This window comes from Variovorax sp. PBL-E5, from assembly GCF_901827185.1.
In the GTDB taxonomy this organism is placed as follows: domain Bacteria; phylum Pseudomonadota; class Gammaproteobacteria; order Burkholderiales; family Burkholderiaceae_C; genus Variovorax.
Window position 1 is genome coordinate 5,256,277 of sequence record NZ_LR594671.1, and the last position, 22,378, is coordinate 5,278,654.

Sequence of the window (22,378 nt, forward strand, 5' to 3'; positions counted from 1 at the left end):
CTGCACACCGGCCGCGGTGCGGCCGGCAGCAGAAGCAGAGAAGATCCTGGGCATCCCGTCGGCCGTGGTGTCGATGCCGGGGTTCAACATGGTGGGCCAGCTCGCCGCGAAGGCGGCCGGCGTGCCGGACGTGCCGGTGGTCGAGTACCCGGGCGCGGTCGGGGTCGACCATGCGGAGATCCGCGACAAGATCAGGAACGTGCTGTTCGAGCGCATCGTCAACGCGCTCACCAGGCCGATCAAGCCGCGCACGCCGGGCAAGGCGAGCGAGTGGGATTCGAAGCGGGTGGTGTTCGAGGGCAGCTTCGAACAGATCAATGCGCACTTCCACGAGATGGAGTGGAGCGACGGCCTGCCGATCGTGCCGCCGACGCTCGAGCGCGTGCGGGAATTCCTGCGCTACACCGACCGTTCGCCTGAAGAGGTGATCGCGGTGCTGCCGCAGATGAACCTGCGCGCCACCGTCTGGAACATCGCGGCCAACGGCGTGATGGCGGGATGCAAGCCGCAGACCATGCCCGTGCTCATCGCGCTGGTGGAAGCCCTGCAGGAGGACCAGTACAACCTCGACAACATCGGCACCACCTGGGGCGTCATGCCCTATGTCTTCCTCAACGGGCCGATCGTCAAGGAGCTGGGCTTCAACGATGCGGCGGGCCTGATCTCGCGCGGCGCGAATCCCTCGCTCGGGCGCGCGCTGGGGCTCATCATCCGCAACATCGGCGGCTACCGCCCGGCGAAGAACCAGATGGGGACCTTCGGCTACCCGATCAACTTCGCCTTCGCCGAGAACGAGGATCTCAACCCGTGGGAGCCGTACCACGTCGAGAAGGGCTTCGACCGCCACGCGAGCACGGTCTCCGTGAGCACGACGATGAACTGGGGCTTCCAGCCCTCGCCCTACACGCGCGACGACCAGGGCGGCGCGGAGTGCGCGCTGATGCAGATGTGCCGCGACGCGCTGCGCAAGCCGGCGCTCGCGCTGTTCTCCGAACGCGGCCCGACCGGCTTCGTGAACGACATCGTGTTCGTCCTCGCGCCGCCGGTGGCCAAGGTGCTGGCCGAAGCCGGCTACTCGAAGGACGACATCCGCCGCTACATCTGCGAGCACACCACCGTGCCGCGCCGCTACATGGACTTCGAGCTGAAGTACACGATGGCGGAAGTCCACACCATCGAGGAGAAGATCCAGCTCGGGACCTTCCCGCCGGAATTCGCCGTGGGGCCGGACGACCCGATCAAGGTCATGCCCGGACCCGAGTACATCGAGATCCTGGTGGCCGGCGACCCCGGCCGCAACCGGATCAAGACGCTCGACTCCGGCTACACGCGCGTCACCACGAAGGAGATCAAGTTGCCCGCCAACTGGGCCAGCCTGCCGAAGAACTGAGGTCGAAGAACCCGAAGCCGGAGACAAGACATGAACCCCTCTCGCCGCAAGATGGCGCTGGCGGCGGTGGCCGGCGCGCTGCTGCTGCCCGCGCTGGCCACCGCCGAGGCCGCCTGGCCCGACAAACCGGTGCGCGTCATCGTGCCGTGGGCGCCGGGCGGCATCACCGACATCCTCGCGCGGCTGGTCGCCGCCAGGATGTCGGCGCAGCTCGGGCAGCAGTTCGTGATCGACAACCGCGGCGGCGCCGCCGGCAACATCGGCGCCGAGATGGTGGCCAAGGCGCCGGCGGACGGCTACACGCTGCTGCTCACGAACCCGGGCGCCTTCACGACCAACCAGTACCTCTACAAGGACATGCCGTACAGGCCGGAAGACTTCGCGCCGATCATCGTGCTCGCGACTTTTCCGAACGCGCTGATCGTGAACAAGGACCTGCCGGTGAAGTCGGCCGAGGAGCTGATCGCCTATGCGAAGAAGCATCCCGCGAGCCTCAACGGCGGCTCCTCTGGCACCGGGAGTTCGGGCCATCTGTCGCTGGAGATGTTCAAGGCCATGACCGGCGCGCCGATCCAGAACGTGTTCTACAAGGGCGCCGCGCCGACCAAGGTCGACCTGTCCGCGGGCCGCATCCAGGTCGTGCTGGACAACGTGCCCGGCTACCTGAGCGAGCTGCAGTCGGGCAGCGTGCGGATGCTGGCCGTCGGCACCCGAACGCGCTTGCCCACCTACCCGGACGTGCCCACGCTGGACGAAGCCGGCGTCAAGGGCTACGAGTCGTCGGTGTGGTACGCCATCGCGGCGCCGAAGGCCACGCCGCAGGCGATCATCCGCAAGGTCCATGCCGCGGCGCAGGCCGCGCTCGACACGCCCGACGTGCAGGAGAAGCTGCGCCAGTTGCAAGGCATCGTCGTCGGCGGATCGCCCGCCGATGCGGCGAAGTTCTTTGCCGTGGAATCGAAGCGCTGGAAGGCCGTCATCGATCGGGCGGGCATCAAGGCCGAGTGAAGGCCGAGTGAGCGCGCGGCGCGCTAGCCGCGGCGAAAGAACCCGGCCGCCGCGCCGCTGTCCAGCAGCAGGTTGTGGCCCGTGATCGAGCGCGCCGAGGTGGACGCGAGGAACACGGCCGCATCGGCGAAATCCTCCGGCGTCGGCAGCCAGCCGAGCGGCATCGATGCCGCGACCTCGCGCACCGCCTGATCAACGTCCCTGGCGCCGACCGCTTCCAGCTGCGTGCGCAGGAAGGGCGTGTCGCTCGACGCCGGCGCAATGGCGTTCACGCGCACGCCCTGCGGCGAATACTCGAGCGCCAGCGCCTTCGTCAGCCCGACGATCGCATGCTTGGATGCGGTGTACACGCTGCGCTGCGCCCGCGCGGTGACGCTCTGCAGCGAGCTGGTGAAGATCAGGCTGGCGCGCGGGCTGCGCACGAGGCTGCGCAGCGCGGCCTGCGCGCAGTAGATCGTGCCGAGCACGTTCACCTCGACGATGCGCCGGATGCGTTCGGGGTCGGCCTCGGTGAGCGGTCCCGCGTAGCCCAGGCCCGCGTGCGCGAGGAACACATCGATCGGCGCGCCGAAGAAGGATTCGGCCTGCGCCACCAGCGCCGCGCAGGCCGCGGGGTCGGCGATGTCGCACACCCGCGCCGTCGCGCGCTCGCCGCTCGCATCGATGGCCTGGGCACAGGCGCGCGCGGCCTCGCCGTCGATGTCCGCCACGACCACGCGCGCGCCCTCGGCGACGAAGCGCTTCGCGGCCGCGGCGCCCAGCCCGCGCGCCGCGCCGGTCACGACGGCGTGATAGCCCTGCAGCTGCATGGCGCGCTCAGGCGGTCTTGCCGCCGTCGACCAGCAGCGAGGCGCCACTGACGAAAGAGGCCTCGTGCGACAGCAGGAACAGCGCCGCGTTCGCCACCTCCTCCGGCCGCGCGGCGCGGCCCAGCGGGTTGCCGGCGCTGCGCACGCGCATGAGCTCGTCGATGTCCTTGCCCTTGGTCTCCTCCTCGTCGGGACGCGACACCAGCACGCGCAACATCGGCGTGTCGGTGGTGCCGGGGCAGACCACGTTGAAGCGGATGTTGTCCGGCCCGTAGCGCTTGGCGAGCGAACGGGCCAGGCCGATCAGCCCCCACTTGGCGACCGAATAGAGCGGACTGAAGGGCGAACCGATCACGCCGGAGGTCGACGAGGTGAACAGCACGCTGCCGCCGCCGCATTCGCGCATCATCGGGATCGCCTCGATGACGCTGGCCAGCGCAGCGCGCACGTTGAGGTTCATCGCGACGTCGAACTCGTGCAGGTCCAGCCCCTCGACGCGCGACACCGACGGGTGGCCGGCATGGGCCCACAGGAAATCCAGCCGGCCGAAACGCTTCTTCGCCTCGTGGACCATGCCGCGCGCGAAGTCCTCGTCCATCAGGTTGCCGGCGAGCGCGAAGGCCCGGCCGCCTGCGGCCTCGATCACGGCGGCGACTTCGCCGGCCTTTGCCTCATCGAGGTCCACCACCGCCACCGCCGCGCCTTCGGCGGCGAAGCGAAGGGCGCCTGCACGGCCCATGCCGGAAGCGGCTGCCGTGACGATACCGAACCGGTCGGCCATGCGCATGCTGATCTCCTCGTTGAAGTCGCGCCACTGTAGGATCGCAGGTCGCCGCGCGAAAGCGCGATTCGGCGAAACCAGTTTTCGGTTTTTGCGCCTCCCGCTTCGGGCGGCGCGGGACCATGATCGCGAGCATCTCAAGAGGAGACCTTCATGCACACACGCCGCCATTTCCTTCGCCAGGCCTCTGCCGCTTCCGCCGCGGCGGCCTTGCCGCTGGCGCTGCCGGAGTTCGCCTTCGCGGCGCCGCAGCGCAGCTTCGAGCCCGGCTCGCAGCGCTGGCGCACCTTCGACGTGACGACGCAGGTCGAGCTGGCGCTGCCGCCCGGCGCCGCGCAGGTCTGGGTGCCGGTGCCTTCGATCGATACCGACTGGCAGAAATCGCTGTCGACCCGCTTCTCGAGCAATGGCCAGGCCGCCATCGCCTGGGATGGCGCGCAGGGCGTGCAGATGGTCCATGCCCGCTTCGAACCGGGCACCGCGAAGGCGATGCTCGAGGTGACCAGCCGCGTGAGCACGCGCGATCGCGCGGTCGACTGGAATGTCCGCGGCCAGGTCGCGGACGACGCGGCCACGCATGCCGCATGGACGCAGCCGACCGCGCTGATCCCCACCGACGGCCTGGTGCGCACGGCCGCGCTGCATGCCACGCGGGGTGCAGAGGGCGATGTCGCGAAGCTGCATGCGATCTACGACTGGATCGCGAGCAACGTGTACCGCGAGCCCTCCGTGCGCGGCTGCGGCGAAGGCGACGTGAACGCCATGCTGAAGCTCGGCAGCCCCTCGGGCAAATGCGCCGACATCAATGCGCTGTTCGTCGGCATGTGCCGCTCGGTCGGCATTCCCGCGCGCGACCTCTACGGCGTGCGCCTCGCGCCCTCGGCCTTCGGCTACAAGGAACTCGGCGGCAACTCCGCGCAGCTCGCGGCCGCGCAGCACTGCCGCGCGGAAGCGTACGTGAAGGGGCACGGCTGGGTCGCCATGGATCCTGCCGACGTCACCAAGGTCATGCGCCAGGAAACGGCGGTCTGGATCCGGGACGTCTCGGACCCGGTCGTCGCGCCCGTGAACAAGAAGCTGTTCGGCTGCTGCGAAGGCAACTGGATGGCCTACAACGACGCACACGACGTCGTGCTGCCGGGCGCCAGCGGCAAGCCGATGGGCTTCCTGATGTACCCGGTGGCGGAGACCTCCGCGGGCCGCGTGGACCCGTACGCGCCGGAGCAATTCCGCTACAGCATCTCCGCGCGCGAAGTCGCCTGAGCCGCGGCGCGCGCTGTCTTCTTCAGGCGCGCTGGGCGCGCACGCCGATCACGGCGTTCGCGCTCGGTCTGCGCTGCGCATCGAACACCTCGAAGAGAAAGTCGGTGAAGGCCTTCACCTTCGCCGAGCCGACGCGCGACTTCGCCATCACGACGTGGAAGGTCCGCATGTCGGTCGTCCACTCGGGGTAGACCTGCACCAGCGTGCCTTCGGCGAGCGAACCGTTCACGAACACGTCCAGCACGTACGACACGCCCGCGCCCTGCTGCGTCGCCATCACGAGCGCGTCGCTGCTGTTGAAGTGAAGCGGGCCCTCGGGACGGATCTCGATGTCTTGCGCGTCCTTGCGGAGCCGCCACGGATTCACCGAGCGGCGTTCTTCCGGCAGGATGCCGATGCAGCCTCGGCGGTCCAGGTCGCCGGGATGTTCCGGCAGCGTGGCGACGATCTGCGGCGCGCAGCACACCACGTAGCGGCTCTCGTAGATCGGGCGGGCCACCAGGTCGGCATCTTCCACCTGGTCCATGCGGATCGCCACGTCGATGCCGCGCTCGATCAGGTGGTGCGGCTGGTTGGTCAGCGTGACCGCCGTGGCGATGTCCGGGTAGCGCGCGGCGAACGCCGGCAGCGCGGGGCACAACAGGGTATGGCCGAGGGAGATCGGCGTCTCGATGTGCAGCCGGCCGCGCAAGCCGCCGACCTGGCTGCGGATCTCGTCCTCGATGCGCGCGACGCTGCCGAGCAGTTCGCGCGCACGCAGCAGCAGGGTCTGGCCTTCTTCGGTGACGCGCAGGCGGCGGGTGTCGCGATCGATCAGCGTGACGTCGAGATGCCGCTCCAGGTTGCGCACACAGGTGGTGACCGTCGCATTCGCCAGATCCAGCGACTCGGCCGCACGCGAGAAGCTGCCGCATTCGGCAACGCGCACGAAAACTTCCATGCCCCAGAGACGATCGATCTTCAGCTCCTGCAGCGAAGATCCATTCTAGGCCGCCCCGTCTCTCGAGCCCGATGACTTGTTCCAGGAATACCGCGGAACCGGCTTCGCCGGGCCGCTGGCATGGCCCCCGGAAAGGGGGTGGGCGGCTACGCGAAGCGAGCAAGCCTGGGGGTCATTTCTTTTCCGTTACGAAGCCGATCCTGCTCAGGCCGGCCTTGTTGGCGATGCCCATCAGCTCGACCACCTTGCCGTAGGGCACGGTCTGATCGGCGCGCAGCTGCACCTCGGTGTCGCGGCTGTCGGCGGCAGCCTTCTCGAGTTGCTGCGCGAGCTGTTCATCGGTCACCGGCTTGTCGTTCAGGTACACCTTGCCGGCCGCATCGACCACCAGGCTCACGAACCTGGGCGCATCGGTCGCGTCGCCGGCATCGGTGCGCGGCAGGTCGAGCTTGATGGAGCTGGCCATCAGCGGCGCCGTGATGATGAAGATCACCAGCAGCACCAGCATCACATCGACCAGCGGCGTCACGTTGATGTCGGACAACGGGCGCTGGCCGCCGGCGCCGGTGGCGCGGCCGCCGGTGGCTGCGCTGCCGAGCGAGGTGCGACCGAAGGCCATGGGCGCGCGTTCCGTTCGGGCGGCTAGGCCGGCATTGCCCGCGCGGGCGGCAGCGGCACTTCGCGCGGCGGCTCGCCGAGCATGCCGAGCAGGTCGTGCGCGAAGCCTTCGAGCTCGGCCTCGATCCGCCCGACCACGCGGCCGAACACGTTGTAGGCGAGCACGGCCGGGATCGCGACGGCCAGGCCGAAGGCCGTCATGATCAGCGCCTGGCCGACCGGTCCGGCGACCTTGTCGATGGTGAAGCCGCCCGTCTCGCCGGCAATGCCGGTCAGCGCGAGGTAGATGCCCCAGACCGTGCCGAGCAGGCCGACGAAGGGCGCCGTGGCGCCCACCGTCGCCAACAGGATCTGCCCGGCCTGCAGGCGCCGCAGCGCCGCATGCAGCGCATCGCGCAGCGCGCGCGTGAGGCGCTGGCTGCGGTCGCCCGCACCACCGAGCGTGCCCGCATCGGAGCGCGCGGAGAGGTTCTTGACGGCGCTGACCGCGGGCCAGACCAGCGCCGCGCGATCGAAGGCGCGCAGGCTGGCCTCGGCATCGCCGAGCGAGGGCGACTGCCAGAAGGCGGCGATGCTGCGCAGCACGTCGCGCGTGCCGCCGCGCAGCAGCCAGGCCTTCCAGAGGATCACGACCCAGCTCGACACCGACATCGCGAGCAGCAGCGCTGCCACCGAGCGGCTGACGGCGTCGCCGTGGGCCAGCAGCTCGAGGACGCTCATCTCAGCGGAGCCCCAGCACGTCGGCCATGTCGAACAGCCCGGCTCGCTGGCCGGCCAGGAAGCGCACGGCCCGCAGGCTGCCCTGCGCATAGGTCGTGCGGCTGGCCGACTTGTGCGTGATCTCGATGCGTTCGCCGGTGCCGGCGAACAGCACCGTGTGGTCGCCGACGATGTCGCCGCCGCGGATGGCGGAAAAGCCGATGGTGGAAGGATCGCGTTCGCCGGTGATGCCTTCGCGCGCGTAGACGGCGCATTCCTTGAGGTCGCGGCCGAGCGCCTCGGCGATCACCTCGCCCATCTTGAGCGCGGTGCCCGAGGGCGCATCGACCTTGTGCCGATGATGCGCCTCGATGATCTCGATGTCGTAGCCGATGGAGAGCGCCTTGGCCGCCATCTCGAGCAGCTTGAAGGTGACGTTGACGCCGACGCTCATGTTGGGCGCCATCATGATCGCGACCTCCTTGGCGGCCTCGGCGATCTCGGCCTTCTGCGCGTCGCTGAAGCCGGTGGTGCCGATGACGAGCTGCACGCCGAGTTCGCGGCACATGGCCAGATGCGCCATCGTGCCCTCGGGCCGCGTGAAGTCGATCAGCACCTGGGCATCCTTCAGGCCCTGGCGCAGGTCGGCCACGATCGGCACGCCGCTCGCGAAGCCGAGAAACGCGGCCGCGTCGCTGCCGATGGCCGGGCTGCCCGCGATGTCGAGCGCACCGGCCAGCCGGCAGTCGGGCGCCTCGCGCACGGCCTCGATCAGCATGTGGCCCATGCGGCCGGAAGCGCCCGCGATCGCCACGCGCCGCAGCGGCGGGGGATTGGATGAAGAAGAGTCAGTCACGCGTTTCAGCCCTCGGGGATGCGGAATACGGATGCGGACCGGCCGGCGCGGCCCGGCGCGCGCTCAGCGCGCCGTTTCGAGCGGGGGATAGCTCGGCGGCAGCGGCGGCAGGGACGCGGGCGATGCCTCGGCGGCCTGCTTCTCCTTGGACGGCTCGTATTTCTTGAGCTCGTCCGGCTTCGCTTCCAGGTCCGGCACCTTGCCGCCGTGCTTGCGCACGTCGAGCGTGGCGACGAACTCCTGCTCGCTCGGCATCGGGTCGCCCGAGAAATGGTCGAGCGCCTCGTCCTTGAAGAACAGCGTCAGCCGGCGCTCCTGCGGCTCCACGCCCTGGCGCCGGATCGTGAACACGTAGTCCCAGCGGTTGGAATGGAAGATGTCGTTCAGCAGCGAGGTGCCGAGGATCTCGCGCACCTGCTGGCGGGACATGCCGGGCCTGAGCGCCTCGACCTGCTCCTTCGAGACGAAATTGCCCTGCACCACTTCGACCTTGTAGGGCGTGATGGTGGTCAGCGCGCTGCGGGTGCGGTCGGTGAAGCTGCTGCAGGCGCCAAGACTCAGGCTCGCCGCGACGGCGCCGATCAGCAGCCAGAGGCGGCGTTGGGGAATGGCAGGCATGGCAAGAAGGGTAGGCGATATGATCGGCTCATTGTAGCGGTTGGCCCCTGGCGAGCGCCCCGCGCACCGCAGGAGAGGAACCACCATGGCCAACATCGACGAACTCAAGAACACGGGCCTGAAGGCCACCCTGCCGCGCCTCAAGATTCTCGAGATCTTCCAGAACGGCGGCCAGCGCCACATGACGGCCGAGGATGTGTTTCGCGTGCTGCTCAACGAGCACTCCGACGTCGGCCTCGCCACCGTCTACCGCGTGCTGACGCAGTTCGAGCAGGCCGGCATCCTGGAGCGCAGCCATTTCGAGAGCGGCAAGGCGGTGTACGAACTCAACGAGGGCAAGCACCACGACCACCTGATCTGCACTTCGTGCGGCAAGGTCGAGGAGTTCTACGACCCCGAGATCGAAAACCGGCAGCAATCGGTGGCAAAGGACAAGGGCTGGATCCTGCAGGACCACGCGATGTCGCTCTACGGCCTCTGCGCCGATTGTGTAAACAAACGCTAATCGAGATCCCTGGCGCTTTCCATCGCCTTGTGGTGGCGCGCCACGAAGTCTGCATAGGTGTCGATGCCGCGCAGCTGCAGGATGGAGTTGCGCACCGCCGCCTCGACCAGCACGGCGATGTTGCGGCCGGCGACCACCTGGATGATCACCTTGCGCACCGGGATGCCCAGCACGTCCTGCGTGAGCGGCGCCGAGGGCATGCGCTCGTAGTCGCGCTCGAAGCTGTCGCGCCGCACCAGGTGCACGATGAGCTTGAGCCGCATCTTCCGGCGCACCGCGGTCTCGCCGAAGATCGCGCGGATGTCGAGCAGGCCGATGCCGCGCACCTCGAGCAGGTTCTGCAGGAGTTCGGGGCAGCGGCCTTCGAGCGTGTTCTGGTTGATGCGGTAGAGATCGACCGCGTCGTCGGCCACGAGGCCGTTGCCGCGCGAGATCAGCTCCAGCCCGAGCTCGCTCTTGCCGAGGCCCGACTCGCCGGTGATCATCACGCCCAGGCCCAGGATGTCCATGAACACGCCGTGCATCGAGGTGCGCTCGGCAAAATGCTTGGACAGATAGGCGCGCAGCAGATCGATCACGAAGGCCGAGGATTCGCGCGTGGCGAACAGCGGCAGCTGGGCGCGCTCGCAGATCGACAGCAGCTGGTCCGGCGCGGGCTGCCCGTCGGCCAGCACCAGCATCGGCGGCTCGAGCGTGACGATGCGCGCGATGCGCCGTTCGCAGTCGGCGGCCGTGCCGCGCGTCAGGTAGGCGACCTCGCGCGCGCCGAGGATCTGCACGCGGTACGGATGGATGTAGTTGAGGTAGCCCACCAGGTCGGCGGCCGACTGGGCGCGGCTGATGACCTCGGCATCGAAATGACGCTCCGAGGCGCCCAGTCCCGCGAGCCATTCCCACCGCAGCGAGCCGCGGAATTCCTCGAACATCGCATCGGCGCTGATGACGGTGGGCTTCATGCGCCGGACCGTCCCGGTGGGCCGCGCTTCACGCGACCTGGGCGGATTGCCATCCTGCGATCAGTGCGTGCAGCTTCGCGGCGTCCGAGCTGGACTTGATCTGCTCGCGCAGATTGGCGTCGCTCAGGAGTTCGGCAATCTCGGAAAGGATTTCAAGGTGTTTCTGGGTGGCCGCCTCGGGCACCAGCAGGAAGATCAGCAGCACCACGGGCTGCTCGTCCGGGGCGTCGAAGCCGATCGGGTTGGCGAGCTGGAACACCGCGGCCATCGGCGACTTGAGCCCCTTGATGCGGCCGTGCGGAATGGCCACGCCATGGCCGAGGCCGGTGGAGCCCAGGCGCTCGCGGGCAAAAAGGCTGTCGGTGATGAGGGCGCGGCCCAGGCCGTGGAGATTCTCGAACAGCAAGCCGGCTTCTTCGAAAGCACGTTTCTTGCTGGTGGCGTCGACGCTCACGAGCACTTGAGCGGGCGGCAGGATGGACGCGAGTCGGTTCATGTTGGGGCGGGGCGGGGGCGATTATGCACCTGCCCCAAAAAAAGCAAAGGGCCGCTTGAAGCGGCCCGCAAGAGTATTTGCCCGGAGAAGGGGACTACATCACACGTTTGGGTGCTTCGTGATGATGGTCCTGCAGGCGGTCCTTGTGCCGCACGACCTGCCGGTCGAGCTTGTCGACCAGCTCATCGACCGCGGCATAGAGATCAGCGTGGCTCGACTCCGCGAACATGTCATTGCCCTTGACGTGGATGTTGCACTCGGCTCGTTGCCGGCGTTCCTTTTCCTTTTGCTTTTCCACCGTGAGGATCACCTTCACATCGACCACCTGGTCGAAATGGCGGGTGATCCGGTCCAGCTTGCCTGTAACGTAATTGCGCAGAGCGGGGGTGACGTCGAGGTGATGACCGCTGATCGTCAAATTCATGAATGACCTCCTGGAATTGACGGTTGGGGAAATGACCACGCCCCTGGAAGGGGGCCTGGCCGGCGAAACGGGGGATGGAGAGAGCGGGGGAAGGAGAAGGAAGAGGGGAAGGTCGGTTCACTATGCCCATGCTGTCATCGAATTGCAATCCCCTTTTTTCGATGCCGCCAGATGCATGCTGGACAGGCATTCGTTGCTATCGAAATGAGAGTGACGCCCCGCCTCAGCGCCAGGCCGCGCGCATGCGGCCGAGCAGGTCGATGGCCGCAGCCGGTGCCGGCACATGCGGTGCGCGCTCGGGCGGTGGCGGCCAGGTCCGCTGGTCGAAGCCCTCGGCATCGGCGGCGGAAATGAAGCGCGTGCGGCCGGCATAGAGATGGCGGTCGCCGCGTGCCGCCTGCTGCGTGACGTAGAAGCGCTGCGGCACCAGCAGGTGCAGGTGGTCGCGCGCCCGGGTCATCGCGACATAGAGCAGGCGCCGCTCTTCTTCGAGCTCCTGCGCGCCCTGCGCGACATCGGCGGGGATGCAGCCGTCGACCACGTTGAGCACGTGCACCGAGGTCCATTCCTGCCCCTTGGCCGAATGGATGGTCGAGAGGATCAGGTAGTCCTCGTCGAGCAGCGGCGGCCCCGGCCGGTCGCTCGTCGCCTCGGGCGGGTCCAGCGTGAGCTCGGTCAGGAAGCGCTCGCGCGAGGCATAACCCGAGGCCAGCCGCGCGAGCTGCTCGACATCGCCGCGCCGCAGTACCGCGTCGTCGTGCAGGCGCTCCAGGTGCGGCAGGTACCACTGCAAGGCCAGGTCCATGTCGGCCGGCCATGCGAGCGTGGGCGCGCGCAGGGCCGCATAGATGGCGGCGAAGCGCGCCCACTCCGCCTGCGCGGCCGAGGGCGGCACGAAGGCCCGCACGGCTTCGGCCGGATCGGCGGCTTCGGCCATCGCATCGAGCAGCCGCGTCGACGTGACCGGGCCGATGCCCGGGATCAGCTGCGTCACGCGAAAACCCGCCATGCGTCCGCGCGGGTTCTGCGCGAAGCGCAGCACCGCGAGCAAGTCCTTGACGTGCGCGGCTTCGAGGAACTTGAGCCCGCCGTACTTGACGAAGGGGATGTTGCGCCGCACCAGCTCGAGCTCGAGCGCCGCGCTGTGCGCCGAGGTGCGGAACAGCACCGCCTGCGACTTGAGCGCCAGGCCGCCCTCGCGGTGCGCGAGCACGCGATCGGCCACGAAGCGCGCCTGCTGCGCCTCGTCGGCCACCAGCACCAGCTGCGGCCGGCCGGCCGAGGGCTTGTCGGTCCACAGCGTCTTGGCATGGCGCTCGGCGGCTGCGGCGATCATCGCGTTGGACACATCGAGGATCGGCTGCGTCGAGCGGTAGTTGCGCTCCAGCGTGACGATGCGCGCGGGCTGCCCGAACTGTTGCGGAAAGTCGAGGATGTTGCGCACGGTGGCGCCGCGGAACGAATAGATCGACTGCGCATCGTCGCCGACCACGGTGACGCCGCGGCCCTCCGGCTTGAGGGCGCGCAGGATGCTGGCCTGCAACAGGTTCGTGTCCTGGTACTCGTCGACCAGCACATGGTCGAAGCGCGCGCCGATCTGCGCCGCCAGCGACGGCTCGGCCACCATGCCGGCCCAGTAGAGCAGCAGGTCGTCGTAGTCGAGTACGTTCTGCTGCTGCTTGGCATCGACATACGCGCCGAACAGCCGCTTGAGTTCGGCCTCCCACTCGGCACACCACGGAAAGGCCTGCTTGAGCACCTCGGCCAGCGGCGCGCAGGTGTTGACGGTGCGCGAATAGATCGAGAGGCAGGTGCCCTTGCGCGGAAAGCGCCGCTGCATCGCCGACAGGCCGATGTCGTGGCGCACCAGGCCCATCAGGTCCTCGGCATCGCCGCGGTCGTGGATGGTGAAGTTCTCGCCGAGCCCGATCAGCGCCGCGTATTCGCGCAGGAGCCGCGCGCCGATGCCGTGGAAGGTGCCGGCCCACGGCAGCGCCGGCGGCGCCTCGGCGCGCAACCCGAGCACGCGCGCCAGCACCTGGCCGGCGCGGCGCTCCATCTCCTGCGCGGCCCGGCGCGAGAAGGTCAAAAGCAGGATGCGCTGCGGATCGATGCCGCGCGCGATCAGGTGCGCCACGCGGTGCGCGAGCGTGCTGGTCTTGCCCGAGCCGGCGCCGGCGATCACGAGCAGCGGGCGTTCATCCTGTGCCGCGCCCAGCGCGGCATCCAGGCCATGATCGACCGCGGCGCGCTGCGCCTCGTTGAGCTGCGCGAGCGCGGCCGCGAGCCGTTCGCTCTGGGACATCGGTGCGGGTGGCGCGACGCTCTGCATCACTGCGACTTTACTGGATGCCCATCCAGATCCGCAGCGCGAATGCACCGGGTGCGGTGACATAATCGCGCCTCGCTGCGCACGGAGACTACGCATGGGCACCGATCCCGGCAGCTTTCAAATCCCCGGTGAGCGCCCCATTCCCCATCCTCTTCGCCCAGACATTCACGGGAGTGAACCTTGCTCAACATCTTCACGCTGGCCAACGGCCGCCTCGTCCAGGAAGAGATCGAGGCGCTCGAAGAGCTGTCGCAGTTCCAGCCGATCTGGGTCGATCTCGAATCGCCCACCGTCGAGGAAAAGCGCTGGATCAAGCAGTACTACGGCCTGTCCATCCCCGAGGATGCGATGGACGAGGACATCGAGGAGTCGGCCCGCTTCTACGAAGAAGACAACGGCGAGCTGCACATCCGCAGCGACTTCCTGATCGACGACGACGAGAACCCGCGCTCGGTGCGCGTGGCCTTCATCCTCAACCAGCACAACACCGAACTGCGCAGCCGCGGCGTGCTGTTCTCGATCCATGACGAGGACGTGCCGGTGTTCCGCCTCCTGCGCATGCGCGCGCGGCGCGCGCCGGGCCTGATCGAGGACGCCAAGGAAGTGCTGCTCAAGCTCTTCGATGCCGACGCCGAATACTCGGCCGACACGCTGGAGAACATCTACGACGAACTCGAGATCGCCGGCAAGAAGGTGCTCGAAGGCAACGTGAGCGACGAGCTGGCCGGCGAAGTGCTGGCCGCGATCGCACGGCAGGAAGACTTGAACGGCCGCATCCGCCGCAACGTGATGGACACGCGGCGCGCGGTCAGCTTCATGATGCGCAGCCGCATGCTCAACGCCGAGCAGTTCGAGGAAGCGCGCCAGATCCTGCGCGACATCGAATCGCTCGACAACCACACCGCCTTCCTGTTCGACAAGATCAACTTCCTGATGGATGCGACCGTCGGCTTCATCAACATCAACCAGAACAAGACCATCAAGATCTTCTCGGTGGCCAGCGTGGCGCTGCTGCCGCCGACGCTGATCGCCAGCGTCTACGGCATGAACTTCAAGCTCATCCCGGAGCTCGACTGGGCCTATGGCTATGCCTATGCGATCCTGCTCATGATCGCCAGCGCGCTCGGGCCAATGTGGTATTTCCGGCGGCGCGGCTGGCTCAAGTAGGGCCTGTTCGCACATCCATCGCCGCCGGTGTCGTTGCCGGCTTCGAGAGGACATGGGTCGTGTGACGCAAGGGAGCATCAGGCCCTTGCACCGAGTTCGGCCTGCCGTCAGTGCCGATGGCGTTGTCACAGTTGAGATTGCAACTTTCAACACAATTGCGCACAGGGTCCGTTCGCAAAAAACTCAGCATCATCACAGAATTGATGCATGAGGACACACAAGGCCAGACTGCACGCCATCAAGAGTCTCGCGAATCAGATTCTCAGCTTTGATTTTCGGCCCATCGATGACGAAAGATGGCCTATCGCTACCGCAGGCGCACACATCGATGTCCATCTTCCGATCGGAATTGTTCGCAGCTACTCACTGGTCAATGAGCCTGGGGGAAGCCATCGATATGTGATTGCTGTCAATCGCGAAGCGTTCGGTCAGGGTGGATCTCGCTTCATGCACGACCGACTTCAAGTCGGTGATGTTCTTACTATCTCCGAACCACGAAACAACTTCACGCTCCGCGAGGACGCTTCGCACACGGTTCTTATTGCGGGTGGAATCGGCATTACCCCGCTCTGGAGCATGATCCAGCGCCTGGCGCAACTCAAAGCATCCTGGACTCTTTACTACTCGGCACGCACGCGCGAAAACGCGTCGTACGTAGATCAAATTCTGTCGATGGCAACGACCTCGGGCGGCCAGGTCTATCTCAATTTCGATGGCGGCGATGCGAACAGGATGTTGAACATTCGCGCAATCATCGAAGCCACCCAGAGCGACGCCGACGTGTACTGCTGCGGCCCCCTTCCATTGCTCAGAGCTTTTGACGCCGCCACTGCAGATCGTGAAGCGCGTCTGATACACCGTGAATATTTTGCTGCGCCCGCCAATGCCACAAGCACTGAAAGTGCGCAAGATCAACGGTTCAACGTGCGGCTGGCGAGATCAAACAAGATCGTGCCAGTAGGGCCCGGAAGTACGATCCTTGACGCACTGCTGAACGCGAATATCGACGTTCCTCACTCGTGCATGAGCGGGATATGCCGCGCTTGCGAGACGAAGGTCCTTGCAGGGGTTCCAGATCACCGCGATTACGTTCTATCTGATTCCGAACGAGCAAGTGGCACGACGATGATTGTCTGCTGCTCAGGCGCCAAATCGCGAGAGCTCATACTGGACCTCTAGCCATGCTGGAAGTCGACGCAGTGGAGAAGTGCGAGCCCATGCGTCCAGGTATTTGTCCCAGACTTCCCGGACAGGATGGCAGCCCATCCGGGCAAGGCGGCCATCCTGTCCAGCATCGCTAGTCGATTTTTTGCGACATCTTTTGAAGCTTCTCCATATCGGTGATCGATATTTTTCCGTACTGAACATCAACCACGCCCTCCGCAGCCATGTCTCGCAACGCGCGGTTTACCACTTGCCGTCGGGTTCCCAGCATGGTCGCAATTTCATCCTGAGATAAATTGATCATTGCAGAATTTCGACCTCCAGCGCTGCGTGCATTGATTGACGTCAGTAGACCTGCAATCTTTGCCTGAATGCTATGGACTGCAGCGCTTGCGTAGAGCGTCAATGCTCCACGATGTCTTGTCTGCAGCGCGGCAAAGAGTGAAAACGACAAACGTCCGTCTCGAGCAACCATCTCGCGCAGCAACGCCCCGGGGATGCGAACAAGCACTGTCTTTTCTTTGCAAGTGGCCGTGTGCATGTGGGGCGTTTGTGTGATCACCGGCCCCAGTCCTTGGAACGCACCCGCAAGATGCAAACCTGCCGTGAAATCTCGCTCTTCTGGTATCGCTCGCGAGAGATTCATCCATCCGTTGACAAGAAGGTAGAGGTAGTTTGCCGGGTCACCCGATTGATGGATGCATGTACCGGGCTCGGCGACAAGCAGATCGGCGGCCTCAATGAGGCGATCCAGGGATTCTTCCGGCCACGTGGAGAAGAGTTCCGATTGGGCAATCGTCAAGCGCACGAGGACATTCGTCGTCACCGCCATGCCTCGCCGTCCAGCGTGCTCGCCATGTGGTTTCGGTCCATGCTGAGCCTGCACGGCAGCGCAGCGCCTTGTCGATGCGGAAACTTCGAGATCGCCACCGGCGCTCCATGAACGTTCGTGGGGCATCATACTGCGCACTCACAGCCACCGGCGCCGGTTTGCGATGGCATAGATGAGCACGCCGCACATCTTCGCCTCGATGCCACCACGTCCTTGCGATTGGATCCCTGGATGCGAACAGGTCAGAGAGGCTGTGCGCGGACTTGTCAGGACGGGCTTCGACCTGACCCACCCGGGAAACTCCGTGCGATCCGCACCGGCGCGCCCCCGAAACGCGATTGAGTGCGCTCGGCAGCCAAGCCAGCGTCCATCTCGCCCACATGCTCTGGCAGCCAGCGCAGCAATTCAAGCGAGAGACTCTTCGCAAGGCGCTCCACCACCGCTGAAGCGGCTTCATCGCTGCGAATGATGGTCCATACCTCGTCCAGCGACTTCATGACTGCGGCATGCTCATCGAGATGGCAAATCGCATTGCTGCCACCCAAGTGCCGAAGGTCGGCATCCTCACGATCAAAATGCGCGCGGGCGTGGACGCGCAGCCGATCCAGTTTGTCAGCCGCCTCCTCCGGCTTGCTGTCAAGCAACGCGAGAATGAGGTCTTGCAGATGGGCATGGTCACGATCGAGGCCTTCGTCTCCCAGATTCAGGAACAACGGCGTCCCCATCGGATCGCCGTTGTTCAAATTTTGCGTGGACTCATGCATTGCACGTGACACCAGGGTTCGCGCGGCTCCGCCACCGCTCCGACTGCGCGTAGCATGTCATTTCAGCTCGATCTTCGACGCGTTGATGACACCCGCCCACCTCTTGATTTCGCTGGCCATCAGAGCCGATGCCTGCAAAGCCGTGCTACCCAGAATCCTCGTTCCATTGGCCTTCATTTGAGTCACAAACGCGGGAGCCGCCAGGGCGCTTCGAATTCCTTGGTTGAGCCGATGGACGATCGATTCCGGTGTCTGCGCGGGCGCGACAATCATTGACCACGATGTAATCTCGTAGTCAGGGATCCCGAGTTCCTTCATCGTGGGCACCTCGGGCCAGAGCTTGGATCGCTTTGCGCTGCAGATCGCCAGGGGTTTGACCATGCCGCTCGAAATCAGGCTGCGCATTGGGGCCGCGTACTCGAGCGCGAGGTCCACATCCCCGGCCACCAGCCCGTTGACAAGTCGACTGGCCGCCCCAAAGGGGGCGATGACGTATTCAAGCTGCGCGCGTGACTTGAGCAGCTCCGCACTCAAATGCTGGAGACTTCCAAGCGTGTTGACACCCACTGTCATGGCGGATCCACGCTCCTTCGCTTCACGGAGGAAATCTTGAAATGTCTTGAACTTCGAATTGCTCGGCACAAGGACAAGAAGCTCATCGCTGCTGACCGTCGAAACCTGGACGGAATCCTTGAGCATGTCGTATGGAGCGGGCTTCAAGAGGGACTGAGAGATCGCCACGCCAGCGCCGACAAATAGAAGCGTGTGCCCATCTGCTGCCGATCTGGCAAGCAGCTTGACAGCCGTCACGCCTCCCGCGCCTGGACGATTGTCGACGACAACCTGCTGACCCAGTGTGCTGCTCAACTGTTGCGCAAGAGCACGAGCCGTGGTGTCAGAGGCATTTCCCGCGCTGAATGGCACAACGAGCGTCACCGGCCTGCTGGGATAGGCTTGGCTCTGCGCATATCCGACACGAGGCCCGCTGATGGTCCATGCCAACGGCAATGCGCCGGCTGCCTTTAGTATTTGTCTCTTGCTAATCATCTTTATGCCGCAGTGTTGATTTGGTTCACAAAGAGAGTCGATCGCGACCCCGCGAGACCGCGGGAAATACGATCGATCTCTTCAACAGGCTGTTCACTCAAATTCCGGTCGATACCCTAAGCTTCGGTTTCGGCCTTCTTGTACTCGAACAGCTTGGACGGCTTCTCCAGCCGCCGCCACTCCTTGGTCGGAGTGCCGGCTTGCAGCGCATCGATCTCCCGGAAGATTATGCGGCGCAGCAGCGCGATGCCACGATCAGAGGACCCAAGGCGTTCACTCACCCGATCGACGATTGCACCTTGCCCGACAAGGGCCACATAGTCCTGGGCGCTGGTCAGTCGCACCAACGGATCGTCGGGATACTGCCCTGCGAAAAGTTCGTCGTGATAGTCGGCCGAGTTGTAGCTCGCGCACTCGTCCGAATAGCGTTGCTGCTCCTCGTCCGCCTCCGGCGTGGTGGAAGGCACTGCACGCAGGGACATCCGAATCGTGCGGAAGTCGTCGATCGGAACCATCCAGTTCGCACTCTCGGCCCATGGCAGGCCCTCTTTCACGTTAGGGATGGTCACGTGATTTCCGTAGGGAAATGTCCAGTCACTGATCCGCACTTGAGACTTCCCGTCCATCGTGCGCACCGCGGTTTGGCGAATTCCGGCTGACGTCTCCTCATAGTCGAGTTCGGGAATGCCGGTAGTGATCGCATGGCCAAACGCACCGACCTTCCCGATCTGGTGTGCAAAACTGACGTGTACCGCGTCGAGCGAGTTCTCTGCGTGCTGAAGCCAGCTGCAAGGCCAGATCTCCTGGCGCTGAAATAGCAGAACGTTCGGCTCTTCGAATCTCGGCTTGCGAGGAAGATCGAAGATCGGGGGCTCTCCCTGTCCCATGTACGCGAAAATCAGCCCGCAGTACTCATGAACGGGATAGGCATCGATCCGAATGCCAGTTTCACTGCCAGGTCGCTCTGCCGGCCGCTCGACGCATTGCCCGCTACCGTCGTACTTCCAGCCGTGATACATGCAGCGCAGTTGCTCGCCCTCGATCCAGCCCGTGTGAAGCTTCGTCAAGCGATGTGCGCAGCGATTGGCAACGAGATAAGCACGACCCGACTCCCCCCGATAAAGGGCCAGATCTTCACCCAGCAGTCGCACGGCCTTTGATTTTCCCGCGGTCACGCTACTCGAAAGCGCGAAAGGATGCCAGAACTTGCGCAGCAACGTCCCCATCGGAGTGCCGGCGGACGTTTCGGTCAATTGCCTCATCCGAGACGCTTGTTGAACCAGTTTGTTGTCGATTGCCTGTTCCATTTACCCCACCTTCACGGACAAAGCTTCGAGCGTGCCGACCTGGATCTCGAGCTCGTCGCCGGTTCTGAGAAAGCGGCTCCGCGCCATGCCGACGCCGGCTGGCGTTCCCGTTGCGATGACGTCACCGGGCAGCAGCGTCATGTAGGAGGACAGCGTCGCGATGATCTGCTCTGTCGAGAAAATCATCTCTTTCATGCTTGCGCTTTGCACCACCGCTCCATTCAGCCGCGTGGTGATCGTCAGTTCCCGCTCACGCAACGCACCCAGTACCTCGGGGCCGCAGGTGATGGTGGGTCCGAGTGCCGAGGCGCCGTCCAGGCCCTTGTTCGCAGTCCAGTCCGGCCAATACGTGGCGTCGGGCCCGGGCGCGCCGATCGCGATCTTGCCGAGGTCTCGGGCGGACCCGTCGTTCAGAGCGCATACGCCAGCGACAAAACTCAAGGCGGTATCAAGTGAGGCATCTTTGCAAGGCTTGCCGATGACAACAGCAATCTCCCCTTCGTAGTCAAGCTTCGAAGTGATGGCCTTGTTCGGATTGAGCGTCCCGCCATGGGCAACGAAATTGGAAGGCGCCTTGTAGAAAATCAGGGGGCGCTCGGGCGGAGCGGCCTTTGCTTCGGCACCGTGGGCCGAATAGTTGATGGCGATCGCGAAAACGCGGCCGGCCGGATGGAGTGGCGGCAACATCTCCACAGCATCCACAGGGATCCGTCTTTTCGTAGGCAATTCTTGGCCCTCGGGCGATAGCGCGAGCGGAAGCTCATCGCCGTCACACACGACCTCGACATCGCCTCCATCGATTCGTCCGATCAGGATTTGGCCATCGAATCGAAATCGGCCGAGGTTGAAGTTTTTTCTCGTCATCTGAATCCTTGCATTTCAAACTTGAACGAATCAAGTGTCTGCAGGGCTAACGCTCCAAGCAATCGAGAATGTGATGCAAATGTCCCGTTTGTTGCAATGCTCAAATTTCGAACGCGGCATTGTCCTCAGCAATGAGACGGTCCGCCTTCCGATCCCTTCGTCTCTGCCAGTTCGCGGTTTGTCATCGCCAACGTGACGACGCCGTGAGAAGCGAGTTCAACGGCCGCTCTCCATTTTCTGCTTGCGCGGATGCTCTCCTTGAGTGGCCGACAGGCGGTTCGCAACAAACAGGACAATCGGCCGATATTTCCGATCGATCGGCGCTCCTCGACTGCACACAATCGGCGGCTTCATTCATACAAAATCAGGAGCCAAGCGATGGGTGCAAGTCGGAGATTTTTTTTGGAGATACCACTGTTTTCTCTGGTTGTCGCAGCTTCTGCCGGCTCGGCGTTCGCTCAATCAACTTCGTCTGTGGTCATTTGGGGCCTCCTGGATGCAGACGTGAGTCATTTCAGCCAGGGCGGCTTGAGCAAAACGCTACTCAGTACAAGCGGGAACGCAGGCAGTCAGCTTGGATTCCGTGGCACCGAAGACCTTGGCGGAGGAATGTCTGCCAATTTTTGGCTTGAATCCGGTTTGTTGAACGACACCGGCGAGATCTTTAGTTCCACATACTTCGCGCGTCGCAGCACGGTCAGTCTGGCGGGTCCATTTGGCGAGATTCGATTCGGTCGCGATTACACGCCAACCTGGAGCAATCACAACGCATTCGATCCGTTCAACACCAGCGGTGCAGGCGCCGGATCCAACATCACAACGCGGGGATCAAACCCGATGACGTTGATTCGTGCCAACAATTCGATCTCGTATCTATGGGGCTACGGCCCGAATCGCCCAGCGAACACCGGTCGCGGTGTGTACGCTCAGCTGATGTATGCGCTCCCGGAAAACACCCATGGCCGGCCTGCGCTGGGCCGGTACGCGGGTGGGCGTCTGGGGTACGCTGAGGGCCCCATCAACGCGGCCATTGCCTACTCGCGGTCCGAGGGCACCCCCTACGCAGCCGATGCGGTTGCCGGCTTCAGCTCGTTCAAGGAATTCAGTCTGGGCGCTGCGTATGACTTTGGAGTGGGCAAGCTGATGGCACACGTCGGCACCAACACATCGGATGTCCCTGGAACCAAGTACACGCACTGGGGGATCGGCGGTCGGATCTACGCCGGCGCGGGATACATCCCAGTCTCTTACAACAGCATCAGACAGAGCGGTGCCACCGGCGCAGGCGCCGATCAGTTGGCCGCGGGTTATGTGTATTTCTTTTCCAAGCGCACGGCCGCTTATGCCACGGTCTCGCATATCAGGAACAAGAACAAGGGCACCTGGACGTTCAGCGGCTCCAACGGCGGTGACAACCCAGGCTTCGCGACGGCCCCCGGCTTTGCCTATGGCAGCGGCACGGGCTACGACTTCGGCATCAGGACCAGTTTCTAGTTCGCTGCCGCTGGCGCGAGCCGGTCGACGCTCTATTGCGATGT

Annotated in this window: 22 protein-coding genes and 1 pseudogene; 7 read left to right on the forward strand and 16 right to left on the reverse strand. The window is 64.9% G+C overall.

Annotated features, from left to right (window positions below):
• Nucleotides 1–7: 7 nt before the first annotated feature.
• Nucleotides 8–1,390 (forward strand): annotated as a pseudogene (locus tag WDLP6_RS25590) (hypothetical protein); the annotation flags it as partial.
• Nucleotides 1,391–1,420: 30 nt separating this feature from the next.
• Nucleotides 1,421–2,398 (forward strand): Bug family tripartite tricarboxylate transporter substrate binding protein, encoded by a 978-nt coding sequence (locus WDLP6_RS25595; RefSeq protein WP_162569940.1) that lies wholly within the window; start codon nucleotides 1,421–1,423, stop codon nucleotides 2,396–2,398.
• A gap of 23 nt (nucleotides 2,399–2,421) precedes the next feature.
• Here the strand turns inward: WDLP6_RS25595 and WDLP6_RS25600 are convergent, their stop codons facing one another.
• Together WDLP6_RS25600 and WDLP6_RS25605 are read right to left on the reverse strand one after the other, a co-directional pair.
• Nucleotides 2,422–3,207: an SDR family NAD(P)-dependent oxidoreductase gene (locus tag WDLP6_RS25600; protein ID WP_162594624.1), complete on the reverse strand. Its 786-nt coding sequence runs from the start codon at nucleotides 3,205–3,207 to the stop codon at nucleotides 2,422–2,424.
• Between the two features lie 7 nt (nucleotides 3,208–3,214).
• Nucleotides 3,215–3,994 carry an SDR family NAD(P)-dependent oxidoreductase gene (locus WDLP6_RS25605; protein ID WP_162594625.1) on the reverse strand — a complete coding sequence of 260 codons (780 nt, stop codon included), beginning with the start codon at nucleotides 3,992–3,994 and terminating at the stop codon, nucleotides 3,215–3,217.
• 147 nt (nucleotides 3,995–4,141) lie between these two features.
• Between WDLP6_RS25605 and WDLP6_RS25610 the strand changes: the two genes are divergently transcribed.
• Complete coding sequence (locus WDLP6_RS25610; RefSeq protein ID WP_162594626.1) at nucleotides 4,142–5,251, forward strand: transglutaminase-like domain-containing protein; 1,110 nt, start codon at nucleotides 4,142–4,144, stop codon at nucleotides 5,249–5,251.
• Nucleotides 5,252–5,273: 22 nt separating this feature from the next.
• Here the strand turns inward: WDLP6_RS25610 and WDLP6_RS25615 are convergent, their stop codons facing one another.
• The 5 genes from WDLP6_RS25615 to WDLP6_RS25635 all read right to left on the reverse strand — a co-directional run bounded on the left by WDLP6_RS25615 (nucleotide 5,274) and on the right by WDLP6_RS25635 (nucleotide 8,982).
• Complete coding sequence (locus WDLP6_RS25615) at nucleotides 5,274–6,191, reverse strand: LysR family transcriptional regulator (RefSeq protein ID WP_162594627.1); 918 nt, start codon at nucleotides 6,189–6,191, stop codon at nucleotides 5,274–5,276.
• Between the two features lie 172 nt (nucleotides 6,192–6,363).
• On the reverse strand, nucleotides 6,364–6,810 hold the full coding sequence (locus WDLP6_RS25620; RefSeq protein ID WP_162569945.1) for an ExbD/TolR family protein: 447 nt from the start codon (nucleotides 6,808–6,810) through the stop codon (nucleotides 6,364–6,366).
• 23 nt (nucleotides 6,811–6,833) lie between these two features.
• Nucleotides 6,834–7,529, reverse strand: a complete 696-nt coding sequence (locus tag WDLP6_RS25625; protein ID WP_162594628.1) for a MotA/TolQ/ExbB proton channel family protein — start codon at nucleotides 7,527–7,529, stop codon at nucleotides 6,834–6,836.
• A gap of 1 nt (nucleotide 7,530) precedes the next feature.
• Nucleotides 7,531–8,331 carry a 4-hydroxy-tetrahydrodipicolinate reductase gene (dapB, locus tag WDLP6_RS25630; RefSeq protein ID WP_443083465.1) on the reverse strand — a complete coding sequence of 267 codons (801 nt, stop codon included), beginning with the start codon at nucleotides 8,329–8,331 and terminating at the stop codon, nucleotides 7,531–7,533.
• A 96-nt stretch (nucleotides 8,332–8,427) separates the two neighbouring features.
• Nucleotides 8,428–8,982 (reverse strand): outer membrane protein assembly factor BamE, encoded by a 555-nt coding sequence (locus WDLP6_RS25635; RefSeq protein WP_162594630.1) that lies wholly within the window; start codon nucleotides 8,980–8,982, stop codon nucleotides 8,428–8,430.
• Nucleotides 8,983–9,067: 85 nt separating this feature from the next.
• Between WDLP6_RS25635 and fur the strand changes: the two genes are divergently transcribed.
• The gene (gene fur / locus WDLP6_RS25640) at nucleotides 9,068–9,487 is read left to right on the forward strand and encodes a ferric iron uptake transcriptional regulator (protein WP_162569949.1); all 420 of its coding nucleotides are present in this window, start codon (nucleotides 9,068–9,070) and stop codon (nucleotides 9,485–9,487) included.
• On the opposite strand, the gene hprK is transcribed toward fur, so the two are convergent.
• The 4 genes from hprK to WDLP6_RS25660 form a co-directional block, all read right to left on the reverse strand.
• Nucleotides 9,484–10,443 (reverse strand): HPr(Ser) kinase/phosphatase, encoded by a 960-nt coding sequence (gene hprK / locus WDLP6_RS25645; RefSeq protein ID WP_162569950.1) that lies wholly within the window; start codon nucleotides 10,441–10,443, stop codon nucleotides 9,484–9,486. The two genes, fur and hprK, sit on opposite strands and share 4 nt — an antisense overlap.
• Nucleotides 10,444–10,471: 28 nt before the next feature.
• Nucleotides 10,472–10,939: a PTS sugar transporter subunit IIA gene (locus WDLP6_RS25650; protein ID WP_162569951.1), complete on the reverse strand. Its 468-nt coding sequence runs from the start codon at nucleotides 10,937–10,939 to the stop codon at nucleotides 10,472–10,474.
• Between the two features lie 94 nt (nucleotides 10,940–11,033).
• Nucleotides 11,034–11,363, reverse strand: coding sequence for a ribosome hibernation-promoting factor, HPF/YfiA family (gene hpf / locus WDLP6_RS25655; RefSeq protein WP_162569952.1), 330 nt, complete (start codon nucleotides 11,361–11,363; stop codon nucleotides 11,034–11,036).
• 223 nt (nucleotides 11,364–11,586) lie between these two features.
• Complete coding sequence (locus WDLP6_RS25660; protein WP_162594631.1) at nucleotides 11,587–13,695, reverse strand: ATP-dependent helicase; 2,109 nt, start codon at nucleotides 13,693–13,695, stop codon at nucleotides 11,587–11,589.
• A gap of 180 nt (nucleotides 13,696–13,875) precedes the next feature.
• Here WDLP6_RS25660 and corA point away from each other — a divergent pair, with 180 nt between their 5' ends.
• Complete coding sequence (gene corA, locus WDLP6_RS25665; protein WP_162569954.1) at nucleotides 13,876–14,862, forward strand: magnesium/cobalt transporter CorA; 987 nt, start codon at nucleotides 13,876–13,878, stop codon at nucleotides 14,860–14,862.
• A gap of 207 nt (nucleotides 14,863–15,069) precedes the next feature.
• Nucleotides 15,070–16,041: a PDR/VanB family oxidoreductase gene (locus tag WDLP6_RS25670; protein WP_162594632.1), complete on the forward strand. Its 972-nt coding sequence runs from the start codon at nucleotides 15,070–15,072 to the stop codon at nucleotides 16,039–16,041.
• Nucleotides 16,042–16,159: 118 nt separating this feature from the next.
• On the opposite strand, the gene WDLP6_RS25675 is transcribed toward WDLP6_RS25670, so the two are convergent.
• From WDLP6_RS25675 to WDLP6_RS25695, 5 genes are all read right to left on the reverse strand, one after another.
• On the reverse strand, nucleotides 16,160–16,858 hold the full coding sequence (locus tag WDLP6_RS25675; RefSeq protein ID WP_162594633.1) for a Crp/Fnr family transcriptional regulator: 699 nt from the start codon (nucleotides 16,856–16,858) through the stop codon (nucleotides 16,160–16,162).
• Between the two features lie 266 nt (nucleotides 16,859–17,124).
• The gene (locus WDLP6_RS25680; RefSeq protein ID WP_232077315.1) at nucleotides 17,125–17,622 is read right to left on the reverse strand and encodes a bacteriohemerythrin; all 498 of its coding nucleotides are present in this window, start codon (nucleotides 17,620–17,622) and stop codon (nucleotides 17,125–17,127) included.
• Between the two features lie 57 nt (nucleotides 17,623–17,679).
• Complete coding sequence (locus WDLP6_RS25685) at nucleotides 17,680–18,624, reverse strand: Bug family tripartite tricarboxylate transporter substrate binding protein (RefSeq protein ID WP_232077316.1); 945 nt, start codon at nucleotides 18,622–18,624, stop codon at nucleotides 17,680–17,682.
• 161 nt (nucleotides 18,625–18,785) lie between these two features.
• Nucleotides 18,786–19,976: a Rieske 2Fe-2S domain-containing protein gene (locus WDLP6_RS25690; RefSeq protein ID WP_232077319.1), complete on the reverse strand. Its 1,191-nt coding sequence runs from the start codon at nucleotides 19,974–19,976 to the stop codon at nucleotides 18,786–18,788.
• Nucleotides 19,977–20,840: a fumarylacetoacetate hydrolase family protein gene (locus WDLP6_RS25695; protein ID WP_162594636.1), complete on the reverse strand. Its 864-nt coding sequence runs from the start codon at nucleotides 20,838–20,840 to the stop codon at nucleotides 19,977–19,979. It lies immediately after the preceding gene.
• Nucleotides 20,841–21,218: 378 nt separating this feature from the next.
• Here WDLP6_RS25695 and WDLP6_RS25700 point away from each other — a divergent pair, with 378 nt between their 5' ends.
• A complete protein-coding gene (locus WDLP6_RS25700) occupies nucleotides 21,219–22,334 on the forward strand; it encodes a porin (RefSeq protein WP_162594637.1) in 1,116 nt (371 codons plus the stop codon).
• The last annotated feature ends 44 nt before the right edge of the window (nucleotides 22,335–22,378 follow it).

Bases quoted from the DNA above. Each gene is read 5' to 3' on its own strand.
- WDLP6_RS25595 (WP_162569940.1), top strand. From the start codon at position 1,421: ATGAACCCCTCTCGCCGCAAGATGGCGCTGGCGGCGGTGGCCGGCGCG.
- WDLP6_RS25600 (WP_162594624.1), bottom strand. From the start codon at position 3,207: ATGCAGCTGCAGGGCTATCACGCCGTCGTGACCGGCGCGGCGCGCGGG.
- WDLP6_RS25605 (WP_162594625.1), bottom strand. From the start codon at position 3,994: ATGCGCATGGCCGACCGGTTCGGTATCGTCACGGCAGCCGCTTCCGGC.
- WDLP6_RS25610 (WP_162594626.1), top strand. From the start codon at position 4,142: ATGCACACACGCCGCCATTTCCTTCGCCAGGCCTCTGCCGCTTCCGCC.
- WDLP6_RS25615 (WP_162594627.1), bottom strand. From the start codon at position 6,191: ATGGAAGTTTTCGTGCGCGTTGCCGAATGCGGCAGCTTCTCGCGTGCG.
- WDLP6_RS25620 (WP_162569945.1), bottom strand. From the start codon at position 6,810: ATGGCCTTCGGTCGCACCTCGCTCGGCAGCGCAGCCACCGGCGGCCGC.
- WDLP6_RS25625 (WP_162594628.1), bottom strand. From the start codon at position 7,529: ATGAGCGTCCTCGAGCTGCTGGCCCACGGCGACGCCGTCAGCCGCTCG.
- WDLP6_RS25635 (WP_162594630.1), bottom strand. From the start codon at position 8,982: ATGCCTGCCATTCCCCAACGCCGCCTCTGGCTGCTGATCGGCGCCGTC.
- fur (WP_162569949.1), top strand. From the start codon at position 9,068: ATGGCCAACATCGACGAACTCAAGAACACGGGCCTGAAGGCCACCCTG.
- hprK (WP_162569950.1), bottom strand. From the start codon at position 10,443: ATGAAGCCCACCGTCATCAGCGCCGATGCGATGTTCGAGGAATTCCGC.
- WDLP6_RS25650 (WP_162569951.1), bottom strand. From the start codon at position 10,939: ATGAACCGACTCGCGTCCATCCTGCCGCCCGCTCAAGTGCTCGTGAGC.
- hpf (WP_162569952.1), bottom strand. From the start codon at position 11,363: ATGAATTTGACGATCAGCGGTCATCACCTCGACGTCACCCCCGCTCTG.
- WDLP6_RS25660 (WP_162594631.1), bottom strand. From the start codon at position 13,695: ATGCAGAGCGTCGCGCCACCCGCACCGATGTCCCAGAGCGAACGGCTC.
- WDLP6_RS25670 (WP_162594632.1), top strand. From the start codon at position 15,070: ATGAGGACACACAAGGCCAGACTGCACGCCATCAAGAGTCTCGCGAAT.
- WDLP6_RS25675 (WP_162594633.1), bottom strand. From the start codon at position 16,858: ATGGCGGTGACGACGAATGTCCTCGTGCGCTTGACGATTGCCCAATCG.
- WDLP6_RS25680 (WP_232077315.1), bottom strand. From the start codon at position 17,622: ATGCATGAGTCCACGCAAAATTTGAACAACGGCGATCCGATGGGGACG.
- WDLP6_RS25690 (WP_232077319.1), bottom strand. From the start codon at position 19,976: ATGGAACAGGCAATCGACAACAAACTGGTTCAACAAGCGTCTCGGATG.
- WDLP6_RS25695 (WP_162594636.1), bottom strand. From the start codon at position 20,840: ATGACGAGAAAAAACTTCAACCTCGGCCGATTTCGATTCGATGGCCAA.
- WDLP6_RS25700 (WP_162594637.1), top strand. From the start codon at position 21,219: ATGGGTGCAAGTCGGAGATTTTTTTTGGAGATACCACTGTTTTCTCTG.